Annotated in this window: 29 protein-coding genes and 2 tRNA genes; 16 read left to right on the plus strand and 15 right to left on the minus strand. The window is 70.7% G+C overall.

Features of this window, described 5'->3' with window-relative positions:
• The first annotated feature begins 97 nt into the window (after nt 1–97).
• From EXE47_RS04995 to EXE47_RS05010, 4 genes are all read left to right on the plus strand, one after another.
• Nucleotides 98–1,267 carry an ATP-binding protein gene (locus tag EXE47_RS04995; RefSeq protein WP_394338095.1) on the plus strand — a complete coding sequence of 390 codons (1,170 nt, stop codon included), beginning with the start codon at nt 98–100 and terminating at the stop codon, nt 1,265–1,267.
• Nucleotides 1,268–1,309: 42 nt separating this feature from the next.
• Nucleotides 1,310–1,711 carry a CrcB family protein gene (locus EXE47_RS05000; RefSeq protein ID WP_089308024.1) on the plus strand — a complete coding sequence of 134 codons (402 nt, stop codon included), beginning with the start codon at nt 1,310–1,312 and terminating at the stop codon, nt 1,709–1,711.
• A complete protein-coding gene (locus EXE47_RS05005) occupies nt 1,708–2,070 on the plus strand; it encodes a CrcB family protein (RefSeq protein ID WP_089308023.1) in 363 nt (120 codons plus the stop codon). The genes EXE47_RS05000 and EXE47_RS05005 overlap by 4 nt, the downstream gene beginning before the upstream one ends.
• A gap of 76 nt (nt 2,071–2,146) precedes the next feature.
• Nucleotides 2,147–2,461 carry a hypothetical protein gene (locus tag EXE47_RS05010; protein WP_049931442.1) on the plus strand — a complete coding sequence of 105 codons (315 nt, stop codon included), beginning with the start codon at nt 2,147–2,149 and terminating at the stop codon, nt 2,459–2,461.
• A gap of 60 nt (nt 2,462–2,521) precedes the next feature.
• Here EXE47_RS05010 and cca read toward each other — a convergent pair whose 3' ends face one another.
• Complete coding sequence (gene cca, locus EXE47_RS05015) at nt 2,522–3,970, minus strand: CCA tRNA nucleotidyltransferase (RefSeq protein WP_086216291.1); 1,449 nt, start codon at nt 3,968–3,970, stop codon at nt 2,522–2,524.
• 160 nt (nt 3,971–4,130) lie between these two features.
• On the opposite strand from cca, the gene EXE47_RS05020 reads away from it, so the two are divergent.
• Nucleotides 4,131–4,203: transfer RNA gene (locus tag EXE47_RS05020), tRNA-Asn, on the plus strand.
• A gap of 328 nt (nt 4,204–4,531) precedes the next feature.
• Nucleotides 4,532–4,606: transfer RNA gene (locus EXE47_RS05025), tRNA-Ile, on the plus strand.
• A gap of 205 nt (nt 4,607–4,811) precedes the next feature.
• Here the strand turns inward: EXE47_RS05025 and EXE47_RS05030 are convergent.
• A complete protein-coding gene (locus tag EXE47_RS05030; RefSeq protein WP_089308022.1) occupies nt 4,812–5,675 on the minus strand; it encodes a TIGR01548 family HAD-type hydrolase in 864 nt (287 codons plus the stop codon).
• 96 nt (nt 5,676–5,771) lie between these two features.
• Nucleotides 5,772–6,272 (minus strand): UPF0146 family protein, encoded by a 501-nt coding sequence (locus tag EXE47_RS05035; protein WP_089308021.1) that lies wholly within the window; start codon nt 6,270–6,272, stop codon nt 5,772–5,774.
• 39 nt (nt 6,273–6,311) lie between these two features.
• On the opposite strand from EXE47_RS05035, the gene EXE47_RS05040 reads away from it, so the two are divergent.
• From EXE47_RS05040 to EXE47_RS05050, 3 genes are all read left to right on the plus strand, one after another.
• Nucleotides 6,312–6,833, plus strand: a complete 522-nt coding sequence (locus tag EXE47_RS05040; RefSeq protein ID WP_049931446.1) for an archaemetzincin family Zn-dependent metalloprotease — start codon at nt 6,312–6,314, stop codon at nt 6,831–6,833.
• 112 nt (nt 6,834–6,945) lie between these two features.
• A complete protein-coding gene (locus EXE47_RS05045; RefSeq protein WP_049931447.1) occupies nt 6,946–7,245 on the plus strand; it encodes a DUF6432 family protein in 300 nt (99 codons plus the stop codon).
• Between the two features lie 47 nt (nt 7,246–7,292).
• The gene (locus EXE47_RS05050; protein ID WP_049931448.1) at nt 7,293–8,450 is read left to right on the plus strand and encodes an aminomethyltransferase family protein; all 1,158 of its coding nucleotides are present in this window, start codon (nt 7,293–7,295) and stop codon (nt 8,448–8,450) included.
• A gap of 25 nt (nt 8,451–8,475) precedes the next feature.
• Here EXE47_RS05050 and EXE47_RS05055 read toward each other — a convergent pair whose 3' ends face one another.
• The 9 genes from EXE47_RS05055 to EXE47_RS05090 all read right to left on the minus strand — a co-directional run bounded on the left by EXE47_RS05055 (nt 8,476) and on the right by EXE47_RS05090 (nt 16,531).
• Nucleotides 8,476–9,651 (minus strand): inorganic phosphate transporter, encoded by a 1,176-nt coding sequence (locus EXE47_RS05055; RefSeq protein ID WP_049931449.1) that lies wholly within the window; start codon nt 9,649–9,651, stop codon nt 8,476–8,478.
• A complete protein-coding gene (locus EXE47_RS19180; RefSeq protein WP_254921732.1) occupies nt 9,651–9,779 on the minus strand; it encodes a hypothetical protein in 129 nt (42 codons plus the stop codon). Before EXE47_RS19180 ends, EXE47_RS05055 begins: the two co-directional genes overlap by 1 nt.
• Nucleotides 9,780–10,190: 411 nt before the next feature.
• On the minus strand, nt 10,191–10,724 hold the full coding sequence (locus EXE47_RS05060; RefSeq protein ID WP_089308020.1) for a metallophosphoesterase: 534 nt from the start codon (nt 10,722–10,724) through the stop codon (nt 10,191–10,193).
• 312 nt (nt 10,725–11,036) lie between these two features.
• Nucleotides 11,037–12,020, minus strand: a complete 984-nt coding sequence (locus EXE47_RS05065) for a replication factor C small subunit (RefSeq protein ID WP_086219969.1) — start codon at nt 12,018–12,020, stop codon at nt 11,037–11,039.
• 49 nt (nt 12,021–12,069) lie between these two features.
• Nucleotides 12,070–12,324, minus strand: coding sequence for a hypothetical protein (locus EXE47_RS05070; RefSeq protein WP_176450635.1), 255 nt, complete (start codon nt 12,322–12,324; stop codon nt 12,070–12,072).
• Nucleotides 12,325–12,368: 44 nt separating this feature from the next.
• Complete coding sequence (locus tag EXE47_RS05075; RefSeq protein WP_089308019.1) at nt 12,369–13,292, minus strand: DUF5995 family protein; 924 nt, start codon at nt 13,290–13,292, stop codon at nt 12,369–12,371.
• Nucleotides 13,293–13,373: 81 nt separating this feature from the next.
• Nucleotides 13,374–14,318 carry an electron transfer flavoprotein subunit alpha/FixB family protein gene (locus EXE47_RS05080; RefSeq protein ID WP_086215921.1) on the minus strand — a complete coding sequence of 315 codons (945 nt, stop codon included), beginning with the start codon at nt 14,316–14,318 and terminating at the stop codon, nt 13,374–13,376.
• Nucleotides 14,318–15,106, minus strand: coding sequence for an electron transfer flavoprotein subunit beta/FixA family protein (locus EXE47_RS05085; RefSeq protein ID WP_049931454.1), 789 nt, complete (start codon nt 15,104–15,106; stop codon nt 14,318–14,320). The genes EXE47_RS05080 and EXE47_RS05085 overlap by 1 nt, the downstream gene beginning before the upstream one ends.
• A 144-nt stretch (nt 15,107–15,250) precedes the next feature.
• Nucleotides 15,251–16,531 (minus strand): hypothetical protein, encoded by a 1,281-nt coding sequence (locus EXE47_RS05090; RefSeq protein WP_089308018.1) that lies wholly within the window; start codon nt 16,529–16,531, stop codon nt 15,251–15,253.
• 186 nt (nt 16,532–16,717) lie between these two features.
• Between EXE47_RS05090 and EXE47_RS05095 the strand changes: the two genes are divergently transcribed.
• Both EXE47_RS05095 and EXE47_RS05100 read left to right on the plus strand, forming a co-directional pair.
• Nucleotides 16,718–18,094 (plus strand): hypothetical protein, encoded by a 1,377-nt coding sequence (locus tag EXE47_RS05095; protein ID WP_049931456.1) that lies wholly within the window; start codon nt 16,718–16,720, stop codon nt 18,092–18,094.
• Between the two features lie 144 nt (nt 18,095–18,238).
• Nucleotides 18,239–18,685, plus strand: a complete 447-nt coding sequence (locus EXE47_RS05100) for a type IV pilin (protein ID WP_086215919.1) — start codon at nt 18,239–18,241, stop codon at nt 18,683–18,685.
• A 27-nt stretch (nt 18,686–18,712) separates the two neighbouring features.
• Here the strand turns inward: EXE47_RS05100 and EXE47_RS05105 are convergent, their stop codons facing one another.
• Entirely contained in the window at nt 18,713–19,402 is a 690-nt protein-coding gene (locus EXE47_RS05105) for a methyltransferase domain-containing protein (protein ID WP_049931458.1), read from the minus strand.
• A 114-nt stretch (nt 19,403–19,516) separates the two neighbouring features.
• On the opposite strand from EXE47_RS05105, the gene EXE47_RS05110 reads away from it, so the two are divergent.
• Complete coding sequence (locus tag EXE47_RS05110) at nt 19,517–20,314, plus strand: DUF6663 family protein (RefSeq protein ID WP_086215918.1); 798 nt, start codon at nt 19,517–19,519, stop codon at nt 20,312–20,314.
• A gap of 31 nt (nt 20,315–20,345) precedes the next feature.
• On the opposite strand, the gene EXE47_RS05115 is transcribed toward EXE47_RS05110, so the two are convergent.
• Entirely contained in the window at nt 20,346–21,320 is a 975-nt protein-coding gene (locus EXE47_RS05115; RefSeq protein ID WP_086215917.1) for a C-terminal binding protein, read from the minus strand.
• Nucleotides 21,321–21,563: 243 nt separating this feature from the next.
• On the opposite strand from EXE47_RS05115, the gene EXE47_RS05120 reads away from it, so the two are divergent.
• Entirely contained in the window at nt 21,564–21,839 is a 276-nt protein-coding gene (locus tag EXE47_RS05120; protein ID WP_049931522.1) for a hypothetical protein, read from the plus strand.
• A 65-nt stretch (nt 21,840–21,904) separates the two neighbouring features.
• Here the strand turns inward: EXE47_RS05120 and EXE47_RS05125 are convergent, their stop codons facing one another.
• Nucleotides 21,905–22,186 (minus strand): helix-turn-helix domain-containing protein, encoded by a 282-nt coding sequence (locus tag EXE47_RS05125; protein WP_049931461.1) that lies wholly within the window; start codon nt 22,184–22,186, stop codon nt 21,905–21,907.
• 284 nt (nt 22,187–22,470) lie between these two features.
• On the opposite strand from EXE47_RS05125, the gene EXE47_RS05130 reads away from it, so the two are divergent.
• The 3 genes from EXE47_RS05130 to EXE47_RS05140 all read left to right on the plus strand — a co-directional run bounded on the left by EXE47_RS05130 (nt 22,471) and on the right by EXE47_RS05140 (nt 24,955).
• Nucleotides 22,471–22,779, plus strand: a complete 309-nt coding sequence (locus EXE47_RS05130; RefSeq protein WP_086215915.1) for a hypothetical protein — start codon at nt 22,471–22,473, stop codon at nt 22,777–22,779.
• A 1-nt stretch (nt 22,780) separates the two neighbouring features.
• Nucleotides 22,781–24,601, plus strand: coding sequence for a ribosome biogenesis/translation initiation ATPase RLI (locus tag EXE47_RS05135; protein WP_137708073.1), 1,821 nt, complete (start codon nt 22,781–22,783; stop codon nt 24,599–24,601).
• A gap of 87 nt (nt 24,602–24,688) precedes the next feature.
• On the plus strand, nt 24,689–24,955 hold the full coding sequence (locus tag EXE47_RS05140; protein ID WP_049931464.1) for an HAH_0734 family protein: 267 nt from the start codon (nt 24,689–24,691) through the stop codon (nt 24,953–24,955).
• Nucleotides 24,956–24,968: the final 13 nt, after the last annotated feature.

The following is a 24,968-nucleotide window of genomic DNA, read 5'->3' on the forward strand; positions in this document are numbered from 1 at the left end:
GGCGGCGCCGCGGCGGACGCCCGAGAGACGCGCCCGACGACCGGGACCCGATCCGGCTCCCGGCGCTTTTTGTCTGATGCCGAGGCCACCCGGCCGCGTGTACGTACTCGGCCGCGACGACGGGACCGACCGTACTGAGGGGGCTGACCGCGGCGACTGCGCCGACCTCCGTGACAGTGCTCACCGCGACGGTGACCGTCCGCCTCACACCGCTCGGATCGGCTCTTTCCTCGCCCGCGACGGCAGCGCCGGCGCTCCGGTCGGCGTCGACCTCGACCGCCCACACGCGGGCGTCGTGTTCGGGAAGCGCGGCACCGGGAAGTCGTACACCCTCGGCGTCCTCGCCGAGGAGCTGGCGGACGCAGGCGGTGTCGCCCCGGTCGTCGTCGACCCGATGGGCGTCTTCGCCGGCCTCGAAGCGGCCGGCGGACGGACCGTCGACCCCGCGGTCCGTCCCGCCTCGATACCGCCGTCGGCTTGGCCGAACCTCCTCGGCCTCGCCCCGGCGAGCGGCCCCGGAACCCTCGTCTGGCAAGTCGTCGCGGACGCGGTCGACGACGGATCTGGAGAGGCGACGGACCGTAACGCCGCGAGCGGAACGACCCCCTCGCCGTCGCTCGCGGCGCTCCGCGAGGCGGTCGACGCGGCCGACGCCCCGGCGGAGACGCGTCGCGCCGCCGCGAACCACCTCCGGCTGGCGGCCTCGTGGGGAGTCTTCGACGCCGATGCGCCGCCGGTCGCGTCGCTGGCGGCCGACGGCGACCCCGCGGTCCTCGATCTCGCCGGCGTGCCCGACGCCGCCGCGGCGGCCGTGGTCCGCGCTGTCGCTCGCGGGCTCTACGACGCGCGGATCGCGGGCGATCTCTCCCGGCTCCCGTGGCTGCTCGTCGACGAGGCGCACGCCTTCTTCGACGGGGTGGCCGACCCCGCGCTCCGGACGCTCCTCACGCGGGGCCGCGCGCCGGGCGTCTCGCTGGTCTGTGCGACCCAGCGTCCGGCCGCGCTCCCGAGCGTCGCCGTCTCGCAGTCCGACCTGCTCGTCTCCCACCGGCTCACGGCGGCGCGCGACGTCGAGCGACTGGCGGCGGCGGAGGCGACGTACCTCGCCGGCAACCTCGCATCGCGGCTTCCCGAGGGCGTCGGCGAGGCGCTCGTCGTCGACGACGCCACAGAGACGGCCCACACGGTCCGGATACGGGAACGCCGGACGCCGCACGAAGGCGAGAGTCCGCGCGCGAGCCGGCTATCGGACCCCGAACCGCACTGACGGGTCCAGAACGCACAAGCCGCCCCGGAAATACGCTAGCGCATGGACCGAACGCCGTACGGATTTCTCCTCGTCGCGGCCGGGGGCTTCCTCGGTGCGGTCGCCAGACACGCCGTCGACGCGGGAGTCGCCGGCGTCCTCACCGCGGCCTCGTCCGGCGACCGCCTCATCGCTCTCGGCGGCGTCCCGCCCGGCGCGGGGACGCTGGTCGCGAACGTCGTCGGCTCGTTCGCCCTCGGTCTCCTCCTGACTCGCGCGTCGAGCGACCGGGTCCGGCTGCTCGTCGGGACGGGCGCGCTCTCCTCGTTCACGACGTACAGCACGTTCGTCGCCGACGCCGTCGCGCTCGGAACGACCGCCGGCGCGGGATACGTCGCCGGTAGCTACGCGGCCGGATTCGCCGCGGCCGCACTGGGGCTCGCCGTCGGGAGGCGCCGGCGATGAGCGTCTCGCCGCTCCTCGCGACGGCGCTCGTCGGCGTCGGCGGTGCGCTCGGCGCGGCCGGCCGTCACGCCGTCGGGCTCCGTATCGAGGGGCGCCGGTCGGTCCTCCTCGTCAACACCCTCGGGAGCCTCGCCCTCGGAGCCGTCTCCGCCGCGCCGATCGGATCGGCGGCGACGCTGCTGTTCGGCGTCGGCTTCTGTGGCGCGTTCACGACGTTCTCCTCGTTCGCGGTCGGGGCCGTCCGGACGGCGAGCGAGACCGGTGTTCGCGCCGCCGCGACGCTCGCGGCCTCGAACCTCGCGGCCGCGCTGGCCGCGTTTGTCCTCGGTTCGTCTCTCGCCGTCGCGGTCGCCGGCTGACGGAGGCTCACGGCGGCCGGGCCGTTCCTCCCCGACAAGCGACAAGTACAGGCTCCCCCGGTTCCTATGCGAGTGCGTGACCGACACCGACCGCTCCGTCGACGGCGAGTCGACCGCTCCGGCCGACTCGGGTGGTCCCGCTGACGACGTTACCCCCGAGGACGTCCCCGACTTCGGCGACCTCTCGATCCTCCAGCGCGGGTTCGTCGCCGCCGCGCAGAACCCCTCGCGCGGGCTGCTGGTCGTCGGCCTCTTCGTGTTCGCGCTCGCCTTCTACGCCGCGTTCTGGCTGTCGTTCCCCGGCGCCGCCGGACTCCTCACCGCGATCGCGCTGATCGTCGTCGTCGTCGCCGCGGCCGTCTACTGGCTCCTCGACCGCCTCTCCCGCTGAGCGGCCCCTCGCCCGGATCGCTTTCGCCCGTTTCATTGGGAACGGCTCCCCTCGACGGTCTCACGGCCGCGGCTCGTAGAACCCGCGGAGCGGTCGACCGAACGCGGGGGCGAGCGTCGCCACCGCCTCGCCGACCAACACGTCGCGGTCGGCGAACGCCGGTTCCACCTGCGCGCCGAGCGCCACGTCGCCCGCGGCGTCGCTCTCTAGGTACCCGCGGACGGTGACGAACTCCCGCTCGCGCTCGACGACGTACCGGTCGCCGTCGATGAACGGCCCGTAGGTGTCCGGGTCGACGTCGTCGACGTACGACTCGTAGAAGTTCGCGGCGTGCTTCCGCACCGCGACCGGCGGCCCGTCGTGGCGCGCGACCGCCGGTCGCTCGGTCACCTCCAGTTCCGCGTACAGCGCGGCCCGCGTCGACTCGACGGCTGCGGCGCGCTCGGGCACCTCCCGGTCGCCGCTCCCCCCGTCGGCGTCGCTCCCCCCGCCGCCGTTCCTCGTTCCCGCTGCGTCGGTCATGGCGCGCGCTCGGAGCACGTCGAACCCGTGATCGTTGAGCCCGCCGACGATCCCGTCCAGCGATCGGCGGAGCTGCGGCCACAGCTGGTCGTCGACCACGTCCGGCGCGTCGAACACGACCGCGACCGGCGTCGTTCCCCGTCGGTCGAGATGCGCTCGCACTTCCTCGGGGTCGAGCGGTTCCGGTTCGTCAGGCTCGAAGAGCGCCTCGCTCGGGGCCGCGAGCAGCTCCCGCGCGTAGTGCTGGAAGCGTGCGAGGTTCGTCGCCGACAGGACCGCCGCGACGTTCCGCGTCGGGTCCGTCGGATCGACGACGACGAGGGGATCCTCGAACGTGCGCTCGGCGTGCCCCTCTGGGTCGAACTCCACCGGGGGGTGCCAGCTCCGCGCCGACTCGACGAGCGGGACGAACCCGCCGAGCTCCAAGACGAGCAACTCCGTGAGGTACCCCGAGAACCCCTCGGTGCGGAGGTCGCTGCCGTACGCGCCGATCCCCTTCAGGAACGCCTTCGCGAGCACCACGTCCGCGGCGAGGTCGTCGTCGAGCCGCGCAGAGAGGTACGCGTCGTGGAACGGGGTGCGGTCGACCGCGGAGACCAGATCCCCCGCCGTCTCCACGTCGTGACAGGGGACGAGGTCCACGTCGAACCCCTCGTAGTTCCCCTTCACGTACGGGTGTTCGGCGTACTCCTCGTGGCCGTCGGGGAGGACCGCGTGCCCGACCGCCAGCCCGTACTCCTCCAGCTCGGCGCGGTCGAGATCTGCGTCGAACCGGACGAACAGGTCGATGTCGCGGTCGCCCGCGACCCACGTGCCCCGCGCCGTCGACCCGACTTGGACCACGTCGGCGCCGACGGGGAGGTCGGCGATCGCCTCGTGGGTCCGGTCGGTCAGTGCCGTGGCCGCCGCTCGCAGTCGCTCCCGCTCTTCCGGCTCGGGAAGGACGCGCTCGCGGACCCGTGACAGCACCGCCTCCAGATCGTCCATACCGAACGGTCTCGCGGTCCGGCCGAAAACGTGTCGGTCGGATCGGCGGCGCGGCGGGCCGACGGAGCGCCGCCGCCGTCCCGCGGTCCGGCCCGTCGGCTTCCGCGCCGTCGGGCGGAAACGAAAGCCATATCAAAAGGACGCGAGTACCCGAAAACAGGCCGAAGTAGCTCAGTTGGTAGAGCGCCTCGCTGTTAACGAGGCGGTCCCAGGTTCGAGTCCTGGCTTCGGCGCCTCCCTTCGTACGTTTCTCGTCTATGCTCTCACCAGACCGTAGTCCTATTTTGCTCGTTTCCGCTCTGACTGAGTATGCCGAATCGAAGCGAGCAATTTGCTTCACTCGAGGAGCCACAGAAGCGCGGCCAAGCGGCCGAAGCGATCGTAACTGATACTTATCGAAGATGCTGGTGACACACAGATGACTATCCGGTACGAGCGGTCAAACATAACATATCAAAAACATCAATTGGCACGAGGATTACCATCTCAACGAAACATTAGCTTCGCTTGGTTCCAACCCGATAGGATAAAGAGGAACCGAGAGACAAATCGATCCGTGGCGGGCCTTTAGCTTAGTCCGGTTAAAGCGACTCGCTCATAACGAGTTGATCGCCGGTTCGAATCCGGCAAGGCCCATTCCGGTTTTTCACCGATTCCCCGCTGTATCTGGCCGTCTACTCCTGCTGGAGCGTCACGTCGGTCGCGGTCTCGTTCGCGGGGTCGTCGCTCACCGGACCCGACGTGTCCCGGATACCGGCGGTATCCGCGATCGCCGGCGAGATCCGTCACGGAGCGGTTAACGCGGGAGGGGCGCACGGTGCCCGAGCCGACGCGACGACGACTACTCCAGTAGCCCAACCAGTTCGTTCACGTCTTCGACCACGGCGTCCGCGCCGTTACCGGCGAACTTCTCGCGCCCCGCCTCGCCGGTGAGCCCGCCGGTGAGGACGCCAACCCCGTAGTAGACGCGCGTCTCGTCAGACTCGTCGGCGTTGCGTGCGGTCCGCACGTCGTCGAGGGTGTCGCCCGCGAACGCGACCCGCCCGGCGCCGAACCGCTCGGCGAGCTCGACGAGCGCCCGCGGGTGCGGCTTCCCCTCTTCCCAGTCGTCCATCGTGAACCGCCGGTCCTCGGGCACGTCGAGGCCGACGCGGTCCAAGGCGATGTCGGCCTCGGCCGCCGGCCGCCCGGTGAGGACGCCCACGTCGAACCGCCCGGTGAGGTCGGCGATCGTCTCGGGGTCGACGAGCGTCGGCTCGTCGTGGATGTACCCGTCGGCCTCGAACGGCGGCTCGCCCCCCTCTAACTCGCGGTACAGCTCGCTGCCGAGGTACAGCGCCTGAAACGTCTCGCGGAGCGCGTCCCGGTCCCACTGGTCGCGGACGCGGGCCTGTGCGACTCGCGGGAGGTCGCCGACGACCTCCTTGGCGGCGTCGAGCCCGCCCCCGAGCTCGCGGACGCGCTCGGTGAACTCGTCGACGTCCATCCGGAGCCCCTCGCGGCGGGCCAACACGAACAACGCCGCCGCGTCGGTCAGCTCCCAGTCGTTGTTGAACCCGCCGGCGTCCTTGAACGCCTGGACCGCGTCTGGGTCGATCGGCTTGCCGCAGACCCGGTCGACCGATTCGAGGATCGCCCGACGGTAGGAGTCCGCCACGTCGACCAACACCCCGTCGATGTCGAGGACGACTGCGTCGACCTGCATACGGGTACCCCCGACTGGCGCCCGAATGAACGTTCGGGTTCGCGGTCGGCGTCGCCGGTTCGAGCCGTGCGGCGTCCCGGCCGCCGGTCCGTTCCGTCACCGCGCGACGAACACGACAGTTCCCGACTCCGTCGACTTCCGAGAGACGTCCACGACCGGCTCCTCGAACCCGAGCGTGGTGAACAGGCAGGCGGCGCCGAGTCGCTCCGCGAGCGCGACGGTCGCCCGCTGTAGCTCCGCCGGGAGGTTCCGAGCGTACACGGCGTCGACGCCGCCGGGCGCGTCCGGAGCCTCGCCGGCGATCTCGTCGCCCGCGCCGATCCCGAGCGCGCTCTGCGCCGCCCGCTCGTCGTCGGCCGCGAGCGCCGTCACGTCCGCGGCGACGACGCGGAGCGTTCCCCCGCTCGGCGCCTGCCTCCCCGCCGCCGCGTCCTGCGCCGCCTCGCTCACTTCGATGTCGATCGCAACGACCTCGTGGCCCCGATCGGCGAGCGCACGGGCGACGCCCGGCCGGCGGCCGACTCCGACCTCGATCAATCGTTCGTACCGCCCGAGTGCGGCGACGAGCGCCCGCTCCGACGGGGGTGGTCGTACCACGGCGCGGCCTTTATGACCGCGGCGTTCAAAAGCGGTTCCATGCTCGTGGACATCGTCCCGGTCGGGGAGGTCACCCCCCGAGTGAAACGGGAGGCCTCCGGTGCGCTGCGTTCCGTATACGACTGCGACGTGACGGTCCACGACGATCAGCCGATCCCCGACTCCGCCTTCGAGGCAGATAGGGACCAGTACCGCGCCGAGGACCTCATCGAGACGGTCACTCGGGTCGGCGGCGGCGAGAAGAACATCGGCATCACGCCCGAGGACCTCTACTACCGCCGCCGGAACTACGTGTTCGGCCTCGCGTACCTCAACGGCAGCGGCTCCGTCATCTCCACGCACCGCCTCCGCACCTCCTCCGACGGCGGCGTCTCCACCAAGCCCGCGGTCGACGTGTTTGGCGACCGCGTCCGCAAGGAGGTCGTCCACGAGATCGGTCACACTCTCGGCCTGGAGCACTGCGACAACAGCAAGTGCGTGATGTCGTTTTCCCCGACCGTCCGCGAGGTCGACGTGAAAGAGGAGAACCTCTGTGGCACCTGTTCGCGGATCGTCCGCTGACGCGGCGCGACCGGCGTACCTTCCCCACGATCTGTCGCCCGATACCTCTCCGGTCGCCAATCCCTCTCCGATCGCCGGTAGACGTAAAGTCCGGCCCGCACAAGGGACGGGTATGGCCGCAAAGCCGGAATACCGCGACCGGCCGGACGTCGAGGTCGCGCTGCTCGACGCGCTCGTCGACCGCGGCGACGAGGGAATGACCGTCCTCGAACTGCGCGCGGCCGTCGACGCAGACATCGACGCCGTCGAGGAGGCCCTCTCGACGCTGAAGGAGGACTCGCTGATCACCGTCGAGTCCGAGGAGCACGTTCGGGTGTACGCCCACGAGAAGGTCGTTCCGGACCCGGAGGCGCCCGACGACGACCCCTCCGAGAGCCTCGTCGACGCGATCCGGGACCGACTCGGACTGTAGCCGTCGGAGACGGCGGCCTTTTGCCCCTCGATCGCCACCGTTCGACCATGACGCTCGTCTCCGGTACCCACGACGCGCACGGCGCCGCGTACCGCGACCGCGGCGGTCGCGAGGTCGTCGACCACTACGGGAAGCCCGTCCGCGTCGGCAAGGCGGTCCGAAACGTCGCGGGCGTGATCGAGATGGGGTACGGCGTCCTCGCCGTCAGGGGGAGCGACCGCGTCGAGTTCGTGGACAACGCCGTCTCGAACCGCGTCCCCGCCGAGGACGGCGAGGGAACGTACGCCCTCCTGCTCGATCCTCAAGGCGGGATCGAGACGGACATGTACGTGTACAACGCCGACGAGCGGCTGCTCGTCTTCCTCCCCCCGGAACGGGTCGAGTCGGTCGCCGCCGACTGGGCGGAGAACGTGTTCATTCAGGACGTCGCGATCGACGACGTGTCCGACGAGTTCGGCGTGTTCGGGGTTCACGGCCCGAAGTCGACCGAGAAGGTCGCCTCCGTCCTCGGCGGACCGGGCGCGCCGGAGGGGCCCCTCTCGTTCGTCCGCGGGTCGATGGTCGACGCCGGCGTCACCGTGATCGCGACGGACGCGCCGCTCGGCGAGGAGGGGTACGAGATCGTCTGCGCCGCCGCCGACGCGGGCGACGTGTTCGACACCCTGATCAACCGCGGGCTCAACGCCGCGCCGTTCGGGTACCGAACGTGGGACGCGCTCGCGACCGAGGCCGGAACGCCCCTCTTCGAGTACGAACTGGCGGGCACGGTCCCGAACGTCCTCGGCCTCCGGAACGCGCTCGACTTCGAGAAGGGGTGTTACGTCGGGCAGGAGGTCGTCTCGCGCGTGGAGAATCAGGGGCGACCGAGCCGACGGCTCGTCGGCCTCGAACTCGACGGCGTCGCCGAGGCGGTCGACGGCGTCGACCCGAACGCGGACCCGCAGGGGATCGACGCCGCGCTCCCCGCGTCCGGTGCGGCCGTCTTCGACGGTGACGAGGCGATCGGCGAGGTGACGCGGGCGGCCGTCGGCCCCGCGACGGACGTGCCAGTCGCGCTGGCGCTCGTCGGGTTCGACGCCGCCCTCGGCGAGGTCGCTGTCCGCGTCGACGGCGAGGAGAGTCCGGCCACCGCCGTCGACCTCCCGTTCGTCGACGGGAGCGCGCGGTCCGCGCGGCTGCCGACGTACCCCGAGGGACGCGCCTGAGGGTGAAGCGGAGCGGCGCCGCCCGTCACGCGACGAAGTCGACCGCCGAGTAGAGGCCGAACCCGAGCACGAACGCGCCGACGAGCGACCCGATCCACGCGAGGACCGTGTACCCCATCTTCTTCCGGCTCACGCCGGCGTCGCCCGCGGCGTAGCCCGCGCCGACGATCGCCGAGACGATGATCTCGTTGAACGACACGGGGATCCCGAACGCGACGGCGGTCTGCGCGATCGCGAACGACGGGATGAGCGCCGATATCGACCGTCGCGGCCCCATCGAGGCGTAGTCCTGCGCGAGCGCCTTGATCATCCGCGGCGCGCCGGTCCACGACCCGGCCAACAGCCCGACGCCGCCGCCGACGAGTAGCGCCCACAGCGGGACGCCGACCTCGCTGAAGATCGGGACGAGCGGGCCGATCGCGAGGCCGACCTGCGACCCGCCGGCCGAGAACGCGACGAGCCCGCCCATCGCGAGCAGGAACCGCCGCTGTGCCCCCTCGCGGTCGCGGCCGAGGTCCGCGTACACGGCGACCGAAACGAGCGCGGCGATCGCGACGCTCACCGCGGCGGGACCCGCGCCGCTGCCGCCCAGCCCCGCCCCGAGGACGCTCGCCACCGACGCCTGCTGGCCGGCGGGACCGAGCAGCGCGAACCCGACGTTCGCGAGGATCGCGCCGACGACGCCGGCGAGCGCGGCCGTGAGCGGTCGCTCGGGCAGCGACTCGCCGATGAGCATGCGCGCGACGCCGTAGGCGACGCCGCCGCCGACGAACGGCGTGAGCACCCACAGCGTCGCGATCTCGGCGTACTTCGGCCACGCCGGGTCGCCGCCGAGCGCGAGGCCGACGCCGACGACTGCGCCGGTGACGGTGAACGCCGTCGCGATCGGGTAGCCGGCGAACACGCCGACTGCGACCAGCGCGGCGGCCGTGACGAGCGCGACGATGGCCGCCACGGCGGTGAGCGTCACCCCGCCGATCAGTTCGGTGCCGACCGCCTCGGTCACGTTCGCGCCCTGGAGGATCGCGCCGAGGAGCCCGAGGACGCCGACGACGAGCCCGGCCCGCATCACGGAGATTGCGTTCGCCCCGACCGCGGGCGCGAACGGGGTCGAGCCCGACGACCCCGCGCCGATCGACCACGCCATGAAGAGGCTGGCGGCGGCGGCGACGAGGAGGGTCGCGGCGGTGGCGACGACCATCAGCGTCGCCCGTCGTTGTACCCCTCGTTCAGCCCCGCCACCGTGCGCCGGACGAGGAGGAACCCGAAGAAGAACAGCCCGAGAAGACCCACCAACAGGAGTACGAACAGCGGTTGGACCGGGAGCATACGCCTGAATCCGTCGGCACGCGGTTATAAGTTTCGAGCCGAACGGTCGCGTGACCCGGACGATTCCGACGCGTTCGGGCGATCGGATCCCGGTAACTAAAACGCGTTTTTGTCCCTCAGCCACGTATATGTCGATACCCCGACTACGTGTAATCGCGACCCCCCGCTTCGGCCCTCACGCTCGAACCCGCCGGCCGACCGCCGGCTGGTCGGACTCGCACCCGCTCCCTACCCAGTCCGGTATCCCCCTCCCCGGCCGACCAGCGACCGACAGCCGGCGCCCACATCCGCGTCGATCCGGGTCCTCCACCGCTGACACGACCGTCGGCCGGCCCGGCCGTCGGCGGGGCGTCGCGATCGGTCTCTGCCGACGCGACGGCGAGCCCGATCCGCTTCTCGTGATTCGCTCCCTTACTCGCGGCTCTCGGCCCCGATCCGGAACGTCTCGAAATCCTCCCCGTCCGGCGTCACCAGTCGCCCGTCCAGACCGTCTCCGGCCCCGTCGTCCACCGGACGCAATTCCGCGTGCGCCGGCCGGTTCCCGCGCGGTTGGGCGTGGCTGCCCGGATTCAGTATCGGGAGCCCGCCTGAGTCGTCGAACCGCGGCCGGTGGCTGTGGCCGCAGATCACGGCGTCGGCGTCGCGGCCGCGACCGAGCATGACGAGCCCCGTGTCGCCGCTGCGGTGTCGGTGCGTGACCGCGAACCTGACCCCCGCGTATTCGACGGTCCGAACCTCCGGGACGCGGTCGCGGATCGCGGCGTCGTCGTTGTTGCCGTAGACCGCCCGGAGGGCGGCGGTGGTCGACTGAAAAGCGTCTAAGACCGGCTCGCGGTAGAAGTCGCCCGCGTGGATCACCAGATCCGCCTCGCGGACCGCCTCCGCGGTCCGCCCCTGAAGCCTCGACTCCTCGCGTGCGTGCGTGTCGGAGACGACGACGAGCATACCGGGAGTCCGCGCCGGCGTGAGTTAAAAAGCGCGCTCGCCACGGTGGTGCGTGCCTCCGAGTGGCAGCCGAAGGCGGCCGCGAGGAGCACGCGCGAGGGAGCCGGTCGCCCGGAGCAGCGCGGAGGGCGACCGACGAGGCTGGGGAGGCGTGAGGCGCGGTTGCCGTGCGGGGCGGGGCTTCGGGGGTGTCCGTCGTCGCCCCGGACTCAACGACATGTAACCGAGCGGCTGGGCTTTGGAAGTGTTCGCCGTCGCTGGGTCGTCGGTACCGGATAAACAAGCGCCCGGAGACTCGAAACCGGTCTATCGCTACTCGTCCAGCGAGAGCGCCGCGAGCAGCGACTCCAACTGGACCTGTTCGTTGGCGCCCTCGGCGATCCGGTAGTCGGCCTCGCCGATGCGCTCCATGAGCCGCACCGCCTCGCGTTCGTTCAGGTCGAACTCCCAGACTGAGCGGTGGAGCTGGTCGATCACGTCGCCGCCGGCCATCCCCGTCTCCGTGAGCAGCGTGTCGAGCGTCGAGCGCGCGCGAGCGAAGTCGCCCTCCAGCGCGTCGGTCACCATCGACTCGATCTCCTCCGGGCGGGCGGTCGCCGTGATCGCGTACACCGCCTCCTCGTCGACCACGTCGCCCGTCGTCGCCGCCGCCTGAAGCGAGTTGATCGCGCGGCGCATGTCGCCGTCGGCCGCGTACACCAAGGCGTCGACTCCGGCGTCGGTCACCTCGATCGACTCCGCGGACGCGATCTCGCGGACCATCCCGCCGACCGCCTCGTCCGACAGCGGCGAGAACCGGAAGACGGCGCAGCGCGACTGGATCGGGTCGATGATCTTCGACGAGTAGTTACACGAGAGGATGAACCGGGTGTTGTCGGAGAACTGCTCCATCGTGCGGCGGAGCGCCGCCTGTGCATCATCTGTAAGGCTGTCGGACTCGTCGAGGAACACGATCCGGAAGTCGCCGCCGAACGACGAGCGCGCGAACCCCTTGATCCGGTCGCGGACGACGTCGATGCCGCGTTGGTCGGAGGCGTTCAGTTCGAGGAAGTTGCCGCGCCAGTTGTCCTCGCCGTAGATCTCGCGGGCGATGGCGGTGGCCGCGGTCGTCTTCCCGACGCCCGCGGGCCCCGAGAAGAGCAGGTGCGGCACGTCGTCCTGCGCGATGTAGCTCTGGAGCCGCTCGACGATCTCCGATTGCCCGTGGATGTCGTCGAGCGTCTGCGGCCGGTACTTCTCGATCCAGATCTCCCGGCCCGTCGCGGTCGCAGCCGGCTGCTCGTCGGCCTCGCTCATTGCCCGATCCGAGGGTCGGCGGGGTGATAAACGAACCGAGACCGGGCTCTCACTCCGCCCGCAGCAGCCGCTGGAGCTCGTACGCGAACACCCAGACTCCCATCAGCACGCCGACGGGGACGACCACCGCCGCGATCTCTCGCGACACCGGCAGTTCCGCGACGTCGATGAGCAGGTGCGTCGTCGTCGCCGCGATCTGCGCGAACAGCTCGTACTCCTCGCGGATCGCGTCCGTCAGCATCGACCCGACGACGAGGGTCACCATCGCGGCGACGCCGTGGACCGTCCCCCGGATATGTGGCATAGTCGTCATATCCGCGAGGACCGTCATCAGTGTTTCTCTCGTCGCTACATCCGCCGTCGGACCGCCTCGCGGAACGCGCTCGCCGCGTCGCCGCCGTCCTCCGCCTCTCGCAGGCGCCCCGTCGCGTCGGCGTCTACATCCGGCGCGAGGACGGCCGCCGCGGCGCCAGTCGCGACGGTCTCGGCGCGCCAGTCGACGTATCGCTCCCCGAGCCACGCTGGGAGGTCGGCGCGTAACACGGCGTTCCGCCAGGCGAACTCCCGAGCGCCCTTCAGGCCGAGCAGGGCCAACCGGTCGTCGAGGGGATCGAGCAGCCGGTCGACCCCGGCGATCCCGACCGCAGCGTACGCCTCGACGAGGACGTCCTGTACGGTCTGGACGAGCCGGGCGAGGATCGCGTTTATGCGGTCGTGGTCCTCGCGCTTGACATCGCGGTCCGGGTCGATTTCGACCTCACCGAGCGTGTACGTGAGGTCGTAGGTGATGTGCGCGTTGATCGCGAGCAGGGCGTCCTGCGCGACGAGCGACTCGCCGCGGACCGCGGCGGTGAAGGCGATCAGCCACGGTCGCGGGAGCGACTCGAACGCGCGGCGCTCGAACGCCGCCAGCGCCCGGCGGTAGCGCTCCGCGAAGGCGACGAGGTACGACGCGGCCCACTCCGGGTCGACGAACGCGCCGTCGTCGATCGCGGTCCGGACGGTCGCCGTCATCCGGCTGTACACCGTGAGAAACACCGCGCGCCGGTCGCCGCGCTCGCGGAGGTACGACTCGGTCCGCGCCAGCCGCTCGTCGACATCGGCGACGGACGCGAACGGGCCCGAGACGATCTCGAGGAGGCCCGGATCCGGCTCCTCGTCGGCTAGGGCCGCGGCCGCGCCGTCCGCCTCGATGTCGACTGTCCGTCGGATTCCGGCGAGCAGCGCCTCCGCTTCGTCGACGGTCGGAACGCTGGTGCGGATCGGGATCATCGTGACGGGACGGCGAACGCCGTCAGAACGTTCGGTACTCCGCCGCGATACAAGAGCGTTGCCGCCGGCTCCGGGGTCCGCCTACGCGAACTCGTCGATGAGTTCGGGCACCACGTCGAAGAGGTCGCCGACGATCCCGTAGTCGGCGATGTCGAATATCGGCGCGTTCGGGTCGGTGTTGATCGCGACGATCGTGTCCGACCCCTTCATGCCGGCGACGTGCTGGACTGCGCCGGAGATGCCGACCGCGATGTACACGTCCGGCGTGACGACCTTCCCGCTCTGTCCGACCTGCCGGTTCTTCGGCAGCCAACCGTTGTCGACGATCGGTCGAGAGGCGGACAGCGTCGCGCCGAGCGCGTCCGCGAGGTCCTCGATGAGCTCGATGTTCTCCTCCTCCTCGATGCCGCGGCCGACCGAGACGAGCACGTCGGCGTCCGCGATGTCGACGTCGCCGCCGCCGACCTCCTCGAAGCCGGTGACGCGGGCTCCCGACTCGGGGAGGTCGATGTCGGCCGTCTCGACCGTCGCGTCTCCGACGCCCTCCGCGGGCGGCCACTCGCCGCCCCGGACCGTGAGGACGAACCGGTCGCCCTCGACGTCGACCGTCGTCTCGACCTTCGAGCCGTACATCTCGCGGGTGACGGTGAGCCCGTCGTCGTACTCGATCCCGACCGCGTCGGTCACCAGCGGGACGCCGAGGCTCTCGGCGAGGGCGGGCGCGTAGTCGAGCCCGTTGACGGAGTTCGGCAGCACCACCGCCCCGGCGTCGACGCGGTCGGCCAGCGTCGAGGCCGCCGCTCGGTAGGCGTTGTGGTCGAACTCCTCGCCGTCGGCGACGGCGTGGATCGCGTCGACCCCCTCGCGGTTCAGCTCCTCCGCGAAGGCGTCGACGTCGCCCGCGACGACCGCCACGTGGAGGTCGACTCCCCGCGCGTCGGCGAGCTCTCGGCCGGCGGTGATCGCCTCGTACGAGACGTCGCGGAGCTCTCCCCGGCGGTGTTCGGCGGCGACGAGCACGCTCATTACGCGCTCACCCCCTTGTCACGGAGGACCTCGGCAAGGCGACCCGCGGACTCCCCGGCGTCCCCCTCGATGATCTCCGCGTCCGACTCGCTCTCCGGCTCGTACATCGAGGTGAGCGTCAGCGCGCTCTCGACGTCCTCGGCCGTCAGCCCGAGGTCGGACAGCGCCTTCACCGCTATCTCCTTCCGCTGTGCCTGCCGGATCCCGCGGAGGCTCGCGTACCGCGGCTCGTTGAGCCCGGTCTGGACGGTCAACACCGCCGGGAGGTCGACGTCGGTCAGCTCCTCGACCCCGCCCTCCAGCTCGCGGTGGACGTGGGCCACCCCCGCGTCCGCGTCGACGTCGAGGTCGTTGACGACCGCGGCGTGCTCGAAGCCGATCCGCTCCGCGAGCGCGACGCCGGTCGCGCCGAACCCGGTGTCGGCCGCCTGGACCCCCCCGAGGATCAGGTCCGGCTCCTCCTCCGCGACGACCGCCTCGAACAGCTCGACCTTCGAGGCGACGTCGGCGAACCCGCCGTCCAGCGCGTCGTCCCAGACGCGGACCGCGCGGTCGGCGCCCTTCGCGAGCGCCATCCGGATTGTCTCCTCCGAGCGCTCCGGCCCGACGGTGACGGTCACGACCTCGTCCGCGATCCCGGCCTCGGCCAGCTGGACCGCCGCCTCGACGGCGTAGTCGTCCCACTCGTTGAGATCGTACTCGAGGTCGGACTCGGCGATGTCGGTCCCCTCGATCGCGAAGTCGTCGTCCGCCTCCGCGACCTCCTTGACGGTCACCAGAACTTTCATGATCGTTACTCGGTCGCTCGCCCTGTAATGGTTTTCGGAACGGGCGAGGACGGACCGGCGGTTTCCGCTTCCGCGGGTCAGCGCTCGGCGCTCGAACGGGCGCTGTCGCCGCCGTCGCTGTCTCCTCGGTGTCGCCGCTTCCGCCTACTCCTCGCCGTCGCCGCCCGTCTCGTCCTCGCCGTCGGGCAGCGAAATGAGGTTCTCGCGGCCGAGTCGGAGCTTCTCGACGCGCCCCTCGTCGGCCATCGCCGAGAGCAGCTGCGAGACCTTCGCGTCCGACCACCCGGTCTCGGCGACGATGTCTGCCTGCCGCATCCGGCCGCCGTTCTCGTCGAGGAGCCGCTCGACGCGTTCCTCGTCCGAGAGCAGCGAGAGGTCCGGCCCGTCGTCGCCGTCCTCCCCCTTTCCGACGGAATCGCCGGGGTCGTCCCCCGAACCGTCGTCTTCCGGACCGCCGTCGCCGGCACCGATCGGCTTCCGGTCGGCGCCGCCGGGGTCCGCGGTCTCGGAGGTCGCGGCTGACTCGTCCGAGATGTCCTCCTCGGCGGTGATCCGGCGGTACCCGACGACGCTGCCGGCGATGAGCGTGGCCCCGAGCAGTATCGCGGCCGCCAGCATTCCCCACGGAGCGCCCGCCCCGGCGGGCTCGTACACGATCCGTACCGGGTCGCCGCTCTCGAACGTCTGGGGGCCCTCGATTATCACGTCGCCGTCGGAGAGCTGCGTCACGGCGGTGCTCGGCGTTCCGGTGACGGCGTACCCCTCCGGCGTCGCCACCTCCAGGGTCTGGCTCGCCTCGAGGCTACGCAGCCACGTCTCGTTGCCCGGCGTCGTCAGCGCGTCCCCGAGGATCAGGCTCTCGCCGTCCTGTGCGAGGAACTCGGTCCAGGTGAACCGCAGGCGGAACTCACCGACGGCGACGGCGTCTTCGGTGGCGACGTCGAACTCGCTCGGGTCCTCGTACACCTCGACCTCCCGCTCGACGCCCTCGATAGACATCGACCGGTCGACGGTGCGGCTCGCCTCCCGACGGAATCCCTCGAACAGCGCGGCGTTCGGCCCGATCTCGCCGCCGCGGAAGCGCTCGCCGGCCGTGCGGAACACGTCGGTCTCGTTCTCGTCGGCCAGCGAGTACCGCACCGCGACGGTCCAGTCGGCGCTCCGGTCCGGGTTCAACGCGAGTCGGATACGGGTCGTCGACGGCGAGGTGATCGCGTCGTCGGTCTGTTGGCGAACCGCTGATTCCCCGCCGAGAGACCCCCGAACGTCGGTCGAGCCGTCGAGCGGCCCGGCGTGGTTCGGGGCGACCTCCGCGTCGAGGGGAGAGGGGGCCGTCGTCGCGCCGGTGACCGCGCCGCCGGCGCTCGCGAGCAACGCGAGCGCGACGATCGCGACCAAGAACGCGCGCAGGGCGGGGTTCCGCATACGTCTCCGGCCACTCGCGCGCCGGGCAAAACGCTTTCCATACGCTGTTTTTCGACGGGAAACGCGGTCGAACTCCCACTCACGTCCGCGGCCGGACGCGCCGTCGACCGCGACACCGACCCGCACGGCGCCGGTGACCGACCGCAGTGGGTGGATTTTTTGTATCGCGGGGCGAACCAGCAGACGATGAGAGCCCTCCCGATCGCCGCGGTCGCGGTCCTGCTGCTCGTGGCGCCGGTCGCCGGCGTCGCCGGCCCCGGCGTCGCCGCCTCCGACGGCGCTTCGCCCGCCTCAGAGCCGGCGCGGCCCGCCGCCTCCGTCCCGCCTTCCGGCCCGGCGCAGTCCGTTGATCCCGTCTCGCCCTCCACATCCCCGTCACGGTCCGTCGATCTCGCCTCCTCGGCGGATTCCCCGTCGACCCCCAGCCAACTCGCGCCGCAGATCGAAACGGCGAACCTCACGCTCCGGACGCTCTCGACGCCGTCGGGCGCGGCGACGCGCGTCAGCACGTCCACCCGGGGCCCCGACCTCGGATCGTCGCTCGGGTTCGCGACCGCCGACGCCGACGCCGCCTTCGAGACGGCGGCCGTCGTCGACCGGATCGAGCGCACCGAGACGAACGTCGAGCGCCAACAGCAGATCCTCGCGGAGATCAACCGCGTCGAGCGCGCCGAGGTGGCGCTGTACAGCCGCCAGTCGGAGGCCTTCAGCTCGCACGCCGACGGCGAGATCACCGACCGCGAACTGCTCGACGAACTCGTCCGTGTGGCGGCGACCGCTAAGGAGTACGACGAGCGGCTCGACGCGATCGACGCGCTCGCCGACGCGACGGAGGACTTCAGCTCTCCCGGTCGGCTCGACGAGCTTCAGGTGGCGCTACAGGTGTACGAGGGGCCGGTCCGCGACCGCGCCCTCGCCATCGCCCGCGGGCAGTCCGCCCCGAGCGACATCTACGTCGCGTCGAGCCAGGGCGCCGTCGTGCTCGCGACCGTCGTCGAGGACGAGTACGTCCGCGAGGTCTTCCGCACGGGCCGCTGGGACCGCGGCGGCAGCGACATCTCGAACGACGCGGCCATCGAGATGACCGAGGCGGCCTACCCTGAGACGGCCGCGCTCCGCCAGCCCGACGCGTTCGGCGCGGGCTCGGTCCAGCGTATCACGATCCCGCACGAGTTCGGCACCCTCCAGACGTTCGTCAGCGGCGGGACGGAACAGGTGTTCGTCGAACACCAGCGGGTCGGCCTGACAGCGTTCCCCGACAGCGAACCGGTCACCGCATCCGGCGACGGGTTCAACGTCACCGTCGAGCGGACCTACCCCGGCGGCCCGGTGACCGTCACCGTCCTCGACGACGAGACGGGCGAACCGGTCCCCGATGTCACCGTCACGAAGTCCGTCGGCGGGGGAGACAGTCGGGCGATCGGCACCACCGACGGGGCCGGCGTCGTTCGGACGCTCTCGCCCGCCGAGCCGTACCGGATCACGGTCGTCGACGAGCCGTACGTCGTCGTTCTCGACGACATCGAACCCCTGACGACCCCGAGGCCGGTCGGCGACGAGTGACCGGTCGGCCGGATCGTCTCCGCCGGTCCGGACCGCCCGTTCCGGCCCGCGTTTCCGCCCCCGCTCGCCGCCGCCCGGGCCGACCCTTTTGTACGGAACCGCCGCAGGACCGCCGTGCCACCAGCCGCTCGTCGCCGCCGGGGAATGGCGCCCGTCGCGGGCGTGCTGCTCATCGCGATCACGGTCGTGCTGGCCGGCGGTGTCGCGGCCGCCGCGCTCGACGGTCCCAGCGCGACGGTGCCGCCGTCGGCGGTGCTGTCGCTGTCGGCGACCGACGATCGGATCGCGATCGATCACCGCGGCGGCGACCCGATCGACGTCTCGGCCGTGACGATCCGCGTCAGCATCGACGGCGAACCGCTCGACGAACAGCCGCCGCTCCCGTTCTTTTCGGCCGCCGGGTTTCACCCCGGGCCGACCGGTCCGTTCAACGCCGCCGGCGACGACACGCTGCGCGTCGGGGAGACGGCGACGTTCCGCGTCGCGGACACCAACGATCCGACGCTCGAACCCGGCCGGACGGTCACCGTCGACATCACGGCCGACGGGCAGCCGGTCGCGTCGCTGGAGGCGTCCGTCGAAGCGGGCTGAAGCGAGCGCGACGCGGGAACCGCGCTCTCACTCGGCGTCGGGCGCCGAGGGTTCCGCGTTGGCGGCGGTCGAACCCGACCCGTCGTCCGTTCCGTCGCCGCCGGGAACGCGAGCGACGGTCGTGATCGCTCGCGGACTCTGCGGCGTCGCCTGCTGGATGTGGTGTTCGTACTCCTCGTAGCCGGCGGCCTCGAACATCCGGTCGGCCTCGTCGGCGTCGTAGAACAGCATGATCGCGTCGGCCACCCGCTGGAGGATCGGGTTGTTCGGGTAGTCCGGACCGACGACGAGCACCTGTCCGCCGGGCTTCGCGACGCGGCGGAGCTCGCGGAGCCCCTCGACGGGATTCGGCCAGTACTCGATCGAGCCGGACGACCAGACCACGTCGAACGCGTCGTCGCGGAACGGGAGCCGCTCGGCGTCGCCGCGATAGAAGTCGACGCGGTCGTGTTTCCCGAACTTCTCGAACGCCTTCTCCATCTGGTGGACGCTCTGGTCGAGGCCGTGGACGTCGTCGGCGTGCTCTAACAGTCCCTCGGTGCCGAACCCGGTGCCGCAGCCGACGTCGAGCACCGTCGGGTCGTCGCCGAACTCCAGCCACGAGAGCGCCTCGGCGCGCATCTCCTCGTTCCAGTTGAAGCGGTTGATCTGGTCGTACACCTTCGAGAGGTACTTGTAGAAGAGCCGGGCGTTCGACTTGTCCTCGAGGATCCCCATTTACCGGTTCATTGGGCCGCCCGCCCCATAACGACACGGATCCGCGGTCGGCCGACGCCGGTTTCGGCGCCCGCTTCCGACCGTCTTTTCCGCCCGCCACCCGTTCCCTCGGGCATGAACCCGACGACGAGCGGCCGGTTCCGCGTCCACGACCGGCGCCAGCGGCCGGACATCGACGACGACGCGGCTCGGAGCGGCGTCGACGACGCCGAGGAGTTCGTCCTCGTCGAACTCGCCGACGAGCCGGTCGATCCGACGGACCCCGACGCCGCGGACCGGTACGACCCGCTGTACGCCACCGCCGAGGGATACGACGGCGACCTCGCGGACGCCGTCGACGCGCTCCGTCCCGGCTTCGTCGTCGACGCGACGCTGGCGTGGACCGACGGCTCCGCGCGATTCCGCGAGGTCGAGGTCGTCCGCGAGACCCGGTTCCGCTTCGCCGACGACGTGGAGGGGATGTTCGAGGCGGCCGTCGAGACGTGGCGACAGATCCGCGCGGACGGCGAGCCCGTCGGCTCGATCACGACCCGGTCGAACGACGGCGATCCGAACGGCGCGCTCTACCTCTTCGCCGATGCGCCCGGCAGCGACACCTTCGAGGAGGTCCGAACCGGGCGGCTCCCGATCGAACCGCTCGTCGCGCGGGTGAACGACTCGCGGGACGACGACGACCCGCGGGAGGTGTTCGTGCTGCGCCCCGCGGAGTACGAGTTCGTCGCCGTCTACGTCGTCTTCGACCGCGACGGCGTCCTCGCGCAGACGGTCCGCGACACCTACGACCTCGGGGTCGGCTTGGCCGCGGGGCTCGACGCGAACTACCCCGACGGCGACGGCGGGAGCGACTCCCCGGTTCTCGACGACGCGGGCGACTCGGACGACGACGACTTCGACGCCCTCGACCGCCTGTAGACGGAGCACCTGCGCCGTCGACGGCGCCGAACTACAGCCAGTCCGCGTCGGGGTCGACCCGGCCGGCCGGCGTCTCGCCGTTGAGGACGGCCGCCACGTCCGCCGCGCCGCTCCGGTTGAGGTCGTCCTTCGCCTCCTCGCTGTACCACGCCGCGTGCGGCGTGACGACCGTGTCGTCGCGCCCGACGAGTGGGTCGTCCTCCGGCGGTTCCTCGGCGAGCACGTCGAGGCCGGCGGCCTTGATCTCGTCCGCCTCCAGGGCGTCGAGCAGCGCGTCGGCGTCGACGACCGGACCGCGACTCACGTTGACGACGACCGAGTCCTCGTCGAGGCGCGCCAGCGCGTCAGCGTCGACGATTCCCCGGGTCGCGTCCGTCAGGGGGGCGTAGACGCCGACGTGGTCGGCCCGGTCGAACAGCGCCTCGAAATCGACCTCCTCGACGCCGTACTCGGCCATCTCGTCGGCACCGACGAACGGGTCGTACGCGACGAGGTCCGCGTCGAACCCGGAGAGCTGCTCGGCGGCGCGCTGCGCGATCGGCCCGAACGAGAGCAGCCCGATGGTCGACGCGCTCACGCGCCGGATCGGCGCGCCGGCCTCCCAGCTCCACCCGCCGCCCGCGACGGCGTCGTCGTACGGCTTCAGCGACCGCAGGCACGCGAGGAGCAGCGTCACCGAGTGCGTCGCGACCTCGTCGGTACAGTAGTCCGGGACGCGGGTGACGGTGACGCCGCGCTCCGCGGCCGCCTCCACGTCGATGTTGTCGACGCCGACCGCCGACCGGACCACGACGTCGAGGTCCGTGGCGTCGAGCGCCGCCTCCGTGACGGGCGTGTTGATGTCGGTGACAACAGCGTCGGCCCCCGAGGCCGCGTCGATCAGCCGCTCGGTCGAGCCCAGCTCCGCGACTTCGATCTCGACCGGCTCGTCGACCGCGTCCGCGAGCACCTCGCGGTACGTCTCCGGGTCTATCATCGGGAACGCGGACAGCACCAGTTTGGCCATACGCCTCCTCTCCCGCCGATCCACTTTACGACTGTCACTGACGCTGTCAGGCCTTCATACGTCCGTTTCGATCGTGTAGGATATCCTCTCCCCGTGTCGTCGAGGCTCGGTCAACGGGCCGCCCGTCCGCTTCGAATCGGCCTCGTCGCCCCCCGCTTCCGGGGGCCTCGGTCGCGTTCCGATGACTCTTTGCGGCCGCCGACCGTACGGCTACCCGTGAGCGAGGACAGTTCGAAGCCCCCGATGCTGGTTCTCCTTGAGTCGCTGTCGTTCTACCGCAACGTCCGAGTGGGGGCGGCGGCTGGCGCGCTGCTCGCGGTCCTGCTGTACCTCGTCAGGACCCTCGAACTGCTCGGCCCCGTGATCGACACGCGCGAGTACCCGCTTTTCGGACCGGACGTCTGGTTCCTCCTGCTGGCGTTCGTGCTGGCGGCGACCTCGGCGCTGTCGGTCGCGGTCGTCCTCACGATCGCGACCGCCGTCAGCGGCGCACGTGGCGCGGAGCGTCCGGAGTCATAGGGACCGCATCGGGCCGCCGCGAGAAGGGGGGCGATCGGAACCGCACCGACGATCGGAAGATCCCGTCAGTCGGCCGTACAGGAGGCCTCGTTCTCGTCGGCGGTGAACTCCTGAGCCGGCTCCGTGAGCTTGTAGAGGTTCTGCCTGGCGTCCGCGAAGTAGACGTCCTCGTCGACGACGCCGATCCCCTCGAGCCGTTCGAGCGCGTACCGGACGGTGCGGGCCGACAGCATCGACTCCTGGACGATCCCCTTCTGGGTCAACGGTCCGTTGTACTCGAGCACCTTGAAGACGAGTTTGGCGCTCGGCGGGAGGTCGTCGAGGCCCTCCGTTTGAGTTCCTTCCATCGTTACGATTCGAAACCGCACACGCTCATAAATGTTGATGGAGCATTGCCGCTGAACCGCCGCATACCGGAGATATACGCCGCTTTCCGCGGTACAAACCGGCAATATGGCCCTATTTCTCCCCGCTGGACTGACCAGTCAGTCAGCGATTCGGCTCGCGCGCGCCTCGGCCGGGGCGACGCGCGCCGGACCGACCCGGCGGATGTCCCCGCGGTACTCCCGTCGCGGTCGCGGCCGGCGGCGGGAACGAACGGCTTTTCACGGGCGCTCGCGGATCCGAAGGCATGAGCGACGACTCGGGCCTCTCCGACCACGCGCGCGGCGTGGTCGTCACGACCATCTGCTGTCTCGCCGGGATCGCCGCCGGCGTCGTTTCGGCCGTCTACGTCGGCACCGATCCGGCCTCCGCCGCGAGCACGACCGCGGTGTTCGTGCTCGGGGCGTTCGTCATCGCGCAGTACCCGATATTTAAAGCGGTCGGCGTCGGGGACTTCGGCGTCAAAGACAACCTCTACGTCGCGTTTCTCACGTTCACCCTCTGGTTCATCAGCTACACCGTCCTCCTGACGTCCGGCGTCGAACTGGGGGTCTGAGATGGCGGACGACAGTATCGCGGTCGTGGACCTCGACCGGTGTCAGCCCGACCGCTGTAACTACGAGTGTATGAAGGACTGCCCGCCCAACCGGACGGGCAAGGAGTGTATCACGGAGCGCGGCGAGGACGCCGAAGAAGGCGATCCGGACCAGATCCACATCTCCGAGGAGATCTGTCTCGGCGAGACGTGCGGCATCTGCGTCAACTCCTGCCCGTTCGACGCCATCGAGATCATCAACCTCCCCTCCGAACTCGACGACGACCCGGTCCACCGCTACGGCGACAACGCCTTCTCGCTGTACGGCCTCCCCACGCCGGAGCCGGGCAGCGTCACCGGTATCCTCGGTCCGAACGGGATCGGGAAGTCCACGGCCGTCCACGCGCTCGCCGGCGAGATGGTCCCGAACCTCGGCGACCACGCCGCCGACGGCGACTGGGAGCGCGTCCTCGACCGCTTCCGCGGCACCGGGATCCAGAGCTACCTCGAATCGCTCCGCGACGGCGACGTGACGGTCGCGCGCAAGCCGCAGTACGTCGACCAGATCCCGAACCAGTTCGACGGGAACACCCGCGAACTCCTGGAGCGGACCGACGAGCGCGGCGCGCTCGACGATCTCGTCGACCGCCTCAACATCCGCCCGGTGATGGACCAGGACATCGACTCCATCTCGGGCGGCGAGCTCCAGCGCGTCGCCATCGCGGCGTGCCTCGCACGTGACGCCGACTTCTACTTCCTCGACGAGATCACGCCGTACCTCGACATCGGCCAGCGGATGATCGTCGCCCGGCTCATCCGCGAGCTCGCCGACGACGACGCGGCCGACCGGTCGATGCTCGTCGTCGAACACGACCTCGCCATCCTCGACCTCCTCGCCGACACCCTCCACGTCGCGTACGGGGAGCCCGGCGCGTACGGGGTCATCACCGACCCGAAGTCGGTGCGGAAGGGGATCAACGAGTACCTGAAGGGGTACCTCGACAACGAGAACATGCGGATCCGCCCGTCGGCGATCACCTTCGAGGAGCACGCGCCGCGGGTCGCCTCCCGGAGCGAGACGCTGATCGAGTACCCGGACCTGCGGAAGTCGTACGGCGACGGCGAGTTCGAGCTCCGCGTCGAGGGCGGCGAGATCAACCGCTCCGAGGTGTTGGGCGTCGTCGGCCCGAACGGGATCGGGAAGTCCACGCTCGCGCAGCTGTTCACGGGTGACTTGGAGCCCGACGAGGGCGAGCTCGACTTCGCGCTCGACATCTCCTATAAGCCGCAGTACATCGACATCGACCAGCACATGCGGGTCGACGCGTTCCTCTCGTCGATCACCGACGAGTTCGGCTCCTCCTACTGGAACACCGAGATCGCCCAGCCCCTCCAGTTGGAGCGCGTGATGGAGCAGAACCTCTCGGATCTCTCTGGCGGGGAACGTCAGCGCGTCGCCATCGCGGCCTGTCTCTCCGACGACGCCGATCTCTACCTGCTCGACGAGCCCTCGGCCCACCTCGACGTGGAGCAGCGCATCCGGGCGACGACGGCGATCCGCCGGTACGCCGAAAACCACGACGCGACGGTGATGGTGATCGACCACGACATCTACATGATCGACCTGCTGGCCGACCGGCTGATGGTGTTCGACGGCGAGCCGGCCGAGCGCGGCCGCGCGGCGCCGCCGCAGGACATGCGCGACGGCATGAACGAGTTCCTCGCCGACCTCGAGATCACCTTCCGCCGCGACGAGCGCACCGGACGCCCCCGGATCAATAAGCCGGGCTCACAGCTCGACAGCCAGCAGAAGCGCGACGGCGAGTACTACTACTCCGGCTGATCGGAATCGACGTTCGCGGTCGCGCCCCGACGCCCGTCGATTCGCGGTATCGAAGCGATTAAGCCCGGAACACGCAAACGCCGGCACATGAAACACCTCATCATCCGCGGCGACCCCGACATCCGGAAGGACGCGGTGATCGAGCACGACGGCGAGGAGCTGGTCTGTTTCGGTATCAACGTCCAGGGGGGCTGGCACGGCCCGGACGAGCCCCAGCTATGGTGTACCGTCGGCACCGAGGACGAGCGCGACGCCTACGACAAACGCGAGTACGTCCCCCACTGGCTCGACGTCGAGACGGTCGACGCCGGGGACCTCGACGTGATCAAGGCGAAAGGCGACCTCTCCGTCTAACGCGCCGACCGCT

It is taken from the genome of Halorubrum sp. GN12_10-3_MGM, from assembly GCF_005435235.1.
GTDB lineage: Archaea > Halobacteriota > Halobacteria > Halobacteriales > Haloferacaceae > Halorubrum > Halorubrum ezzemoulense.

Bases quoted from the DNA above. Each gene is read 5' to 3' on its own strand.
- EXE47_RS05000 (WP_089308024.1), top strand. From the start codon at position 1,310: ATGGACCGAACGCCGTACGGATTTCTCCTCGTCGCGGCCGGGGGCTTC.
- EXE47_RS05005 (WP_089308023.1), top strand. From the start codon at position 1,708: ATGAGCGTCTCGCCGCTCCTCGCGACGGCGCTCGTCGGCGTCGGCGGT.
- cca (WP_086216291.1), bottom strand. From the start codon at position 3,970: ATGGACGATCTGGAGGCGGTGCTGTCACGGGTCCGCGAGCGCGTCCTT.
- EXE47_RS05030 (WP_089308022.1), bottom strand. From the start codon at position 5,675: ATGCAGGTCGACGCAGTCGTCCTCGACATCGACGGGGTGTTGGTCGAC.
- EXE47_RS05040 (WP_049931446.1), top strand. From the start codon at position 6,312: ATGCTCGTGGACATCGTCCCGGTCGGGGAGGTCACCCCCCGAGTGAAA.
- EXE47_RS05045 (WP_049931447.1), top strand. From the start codon at position 6,946: ATGGCCGCAAAGCCGGAATACCGCGACCGGCCGGACGTCGAGGTCGCG.
- EXE47_RS05050 (WP_049931448.1), top strand. From the start codon at position 7,293: ATGACGCTCGTCTCCGGTACCCACGACGCGCACGGCGCCGCGTACCGC.
- EXE47_RS05055 (WP_049931449.1), bottom strand. From the start codon at position 9,651: ATGGTCGTCGCCACCGCCGCGACCCTCCTCGTCGCCGCCGCCGCCAGC.
- EXE47_RS19180 (WP_254921732.1), bottom strand. From the start codon at position 9,779: ATGCTCCCGGTCCAACCGCTGTTCGTACTCCTGTTGGTGGGTCTTCTC.
- EXE47_RS05060 (WP_089308020.1), bottom strand. From the start codon at position 10,724: ATGCTCGTCGTCGTCTCCGACACGCACGCACGCGAGGAGTCGAGGCTT.
- EXE47_RS05065 (WP_086219969.1), bottom strand. From the start codon at position 12,020: ATGAGCGAGGCCGACGAGCAGCCGGCTGCGACCGCGACGGGCCGGGAG.
- EXE47_RS05070 (WP_176450635.1), bottom strand. From the start codon at position 12,324: ATGCCACATATCCGGGGGACGGTCCACGGCGTCGCCGCGATGGTGACC.
- EXE47_RS05075 (WP_089308019.1), bottom strand. From the start codon at position 13,292: ATGATCCCGATCCGCACCAGCGTTCCGACCGTCGACGAAGCGGAGGCG.
- EXE47_RS05080 (WP_086215921.1), bottom strand. From the start codon at position 14,318: ATGAGCGTGCTCGTCGCCGCCGAACACCGCCGGGGAGAGCTCCGCGAC.
- EXE47_RS05085 (WP_049931454.1), bottom strand. From the start codon at position 15,106: ATGAAAGTTCTGGTGACCGTCAAGGAGGTCGCGGAGGCGGACGACGAC.
- EXE47_RS05090 (WP_089308018.1), bottom strand. From the start codon at position 16,531: ATGCGGAACCCCGCCCTGCGCGCGTTCTTGGTCGCGATCGTCGCGCTC.
- EXE47_RS05095 (WP_049931456.1), top strand. From the start codon at position 16,718: ATGAGAGCCCTCCCGATCGCCGCGGTCGCGGTCCTGCTGCTCGTGGCG.
- EXE47_RS05100 (WP_086215919.1), top strand. From the start codon at position 18,239: ATGGCGCCCGTCGCGGGCGTGCTGCTCATCGCGATCACGGTCGTGCTG.
- EXE47_RS05105 (WP_049931458.1), bottom strand. From the start codon at position 19,402: ATGGGGATCCTCGAGGACAAGTCGAACGCCCGGCTCTTCTACAAGTAC.
- EXE47_RS05110 (WP_086215918.1), top strand. From the start codon at position 19,517: ATGAACCCGACGACGAGCGGCCGGTTCCGCGTCCACGACCGGCGCCAG.
- EXE47_RS05115 (WP_086215917.1), bottom strand. From the start codon at position 21,320: ATGGCCAAACTGGTGCTGTCCGCGTTCCCGATGATAGACCCGGAGACG.
- EXE47_RS05120 (WP_049931522.1), top strand. From the start codon at position 21,564: ATGCTGGTTCTCCTTGAGTCGCTGTCGTTCTACCGCAACGTCCGAGTG.
- EXE47_RS05125 (WP_049931461.1), bottom strand. From the start codon at position 22,186: ATGGAAGGAACTCAAACGGAGGGCCTCGACGACCTCCCGCCGAGCGCC.
- EXE47_RS05130 (WP_086215915.1), top strand. From the start codon at position 22,471: ATGAGCGACGACTCGGGCCTCTCCGACCACGCGCGCGGCGTGGTCGTC.
- EXE47_RS05135 (WP_137708073.1), top strand. From the start codon at position 22,781: ATGGCGGACGACAGTATCGCGGTCGTGGACCTCGACCGGTGTCAGCCC.
- EXE47_RS05140 (WP_049931464.1), top strand. From the start codon at position 24,689: ATGAAACACCTCATCATCCGCGGCGACCCCGACATCCGGAAGGACGCG.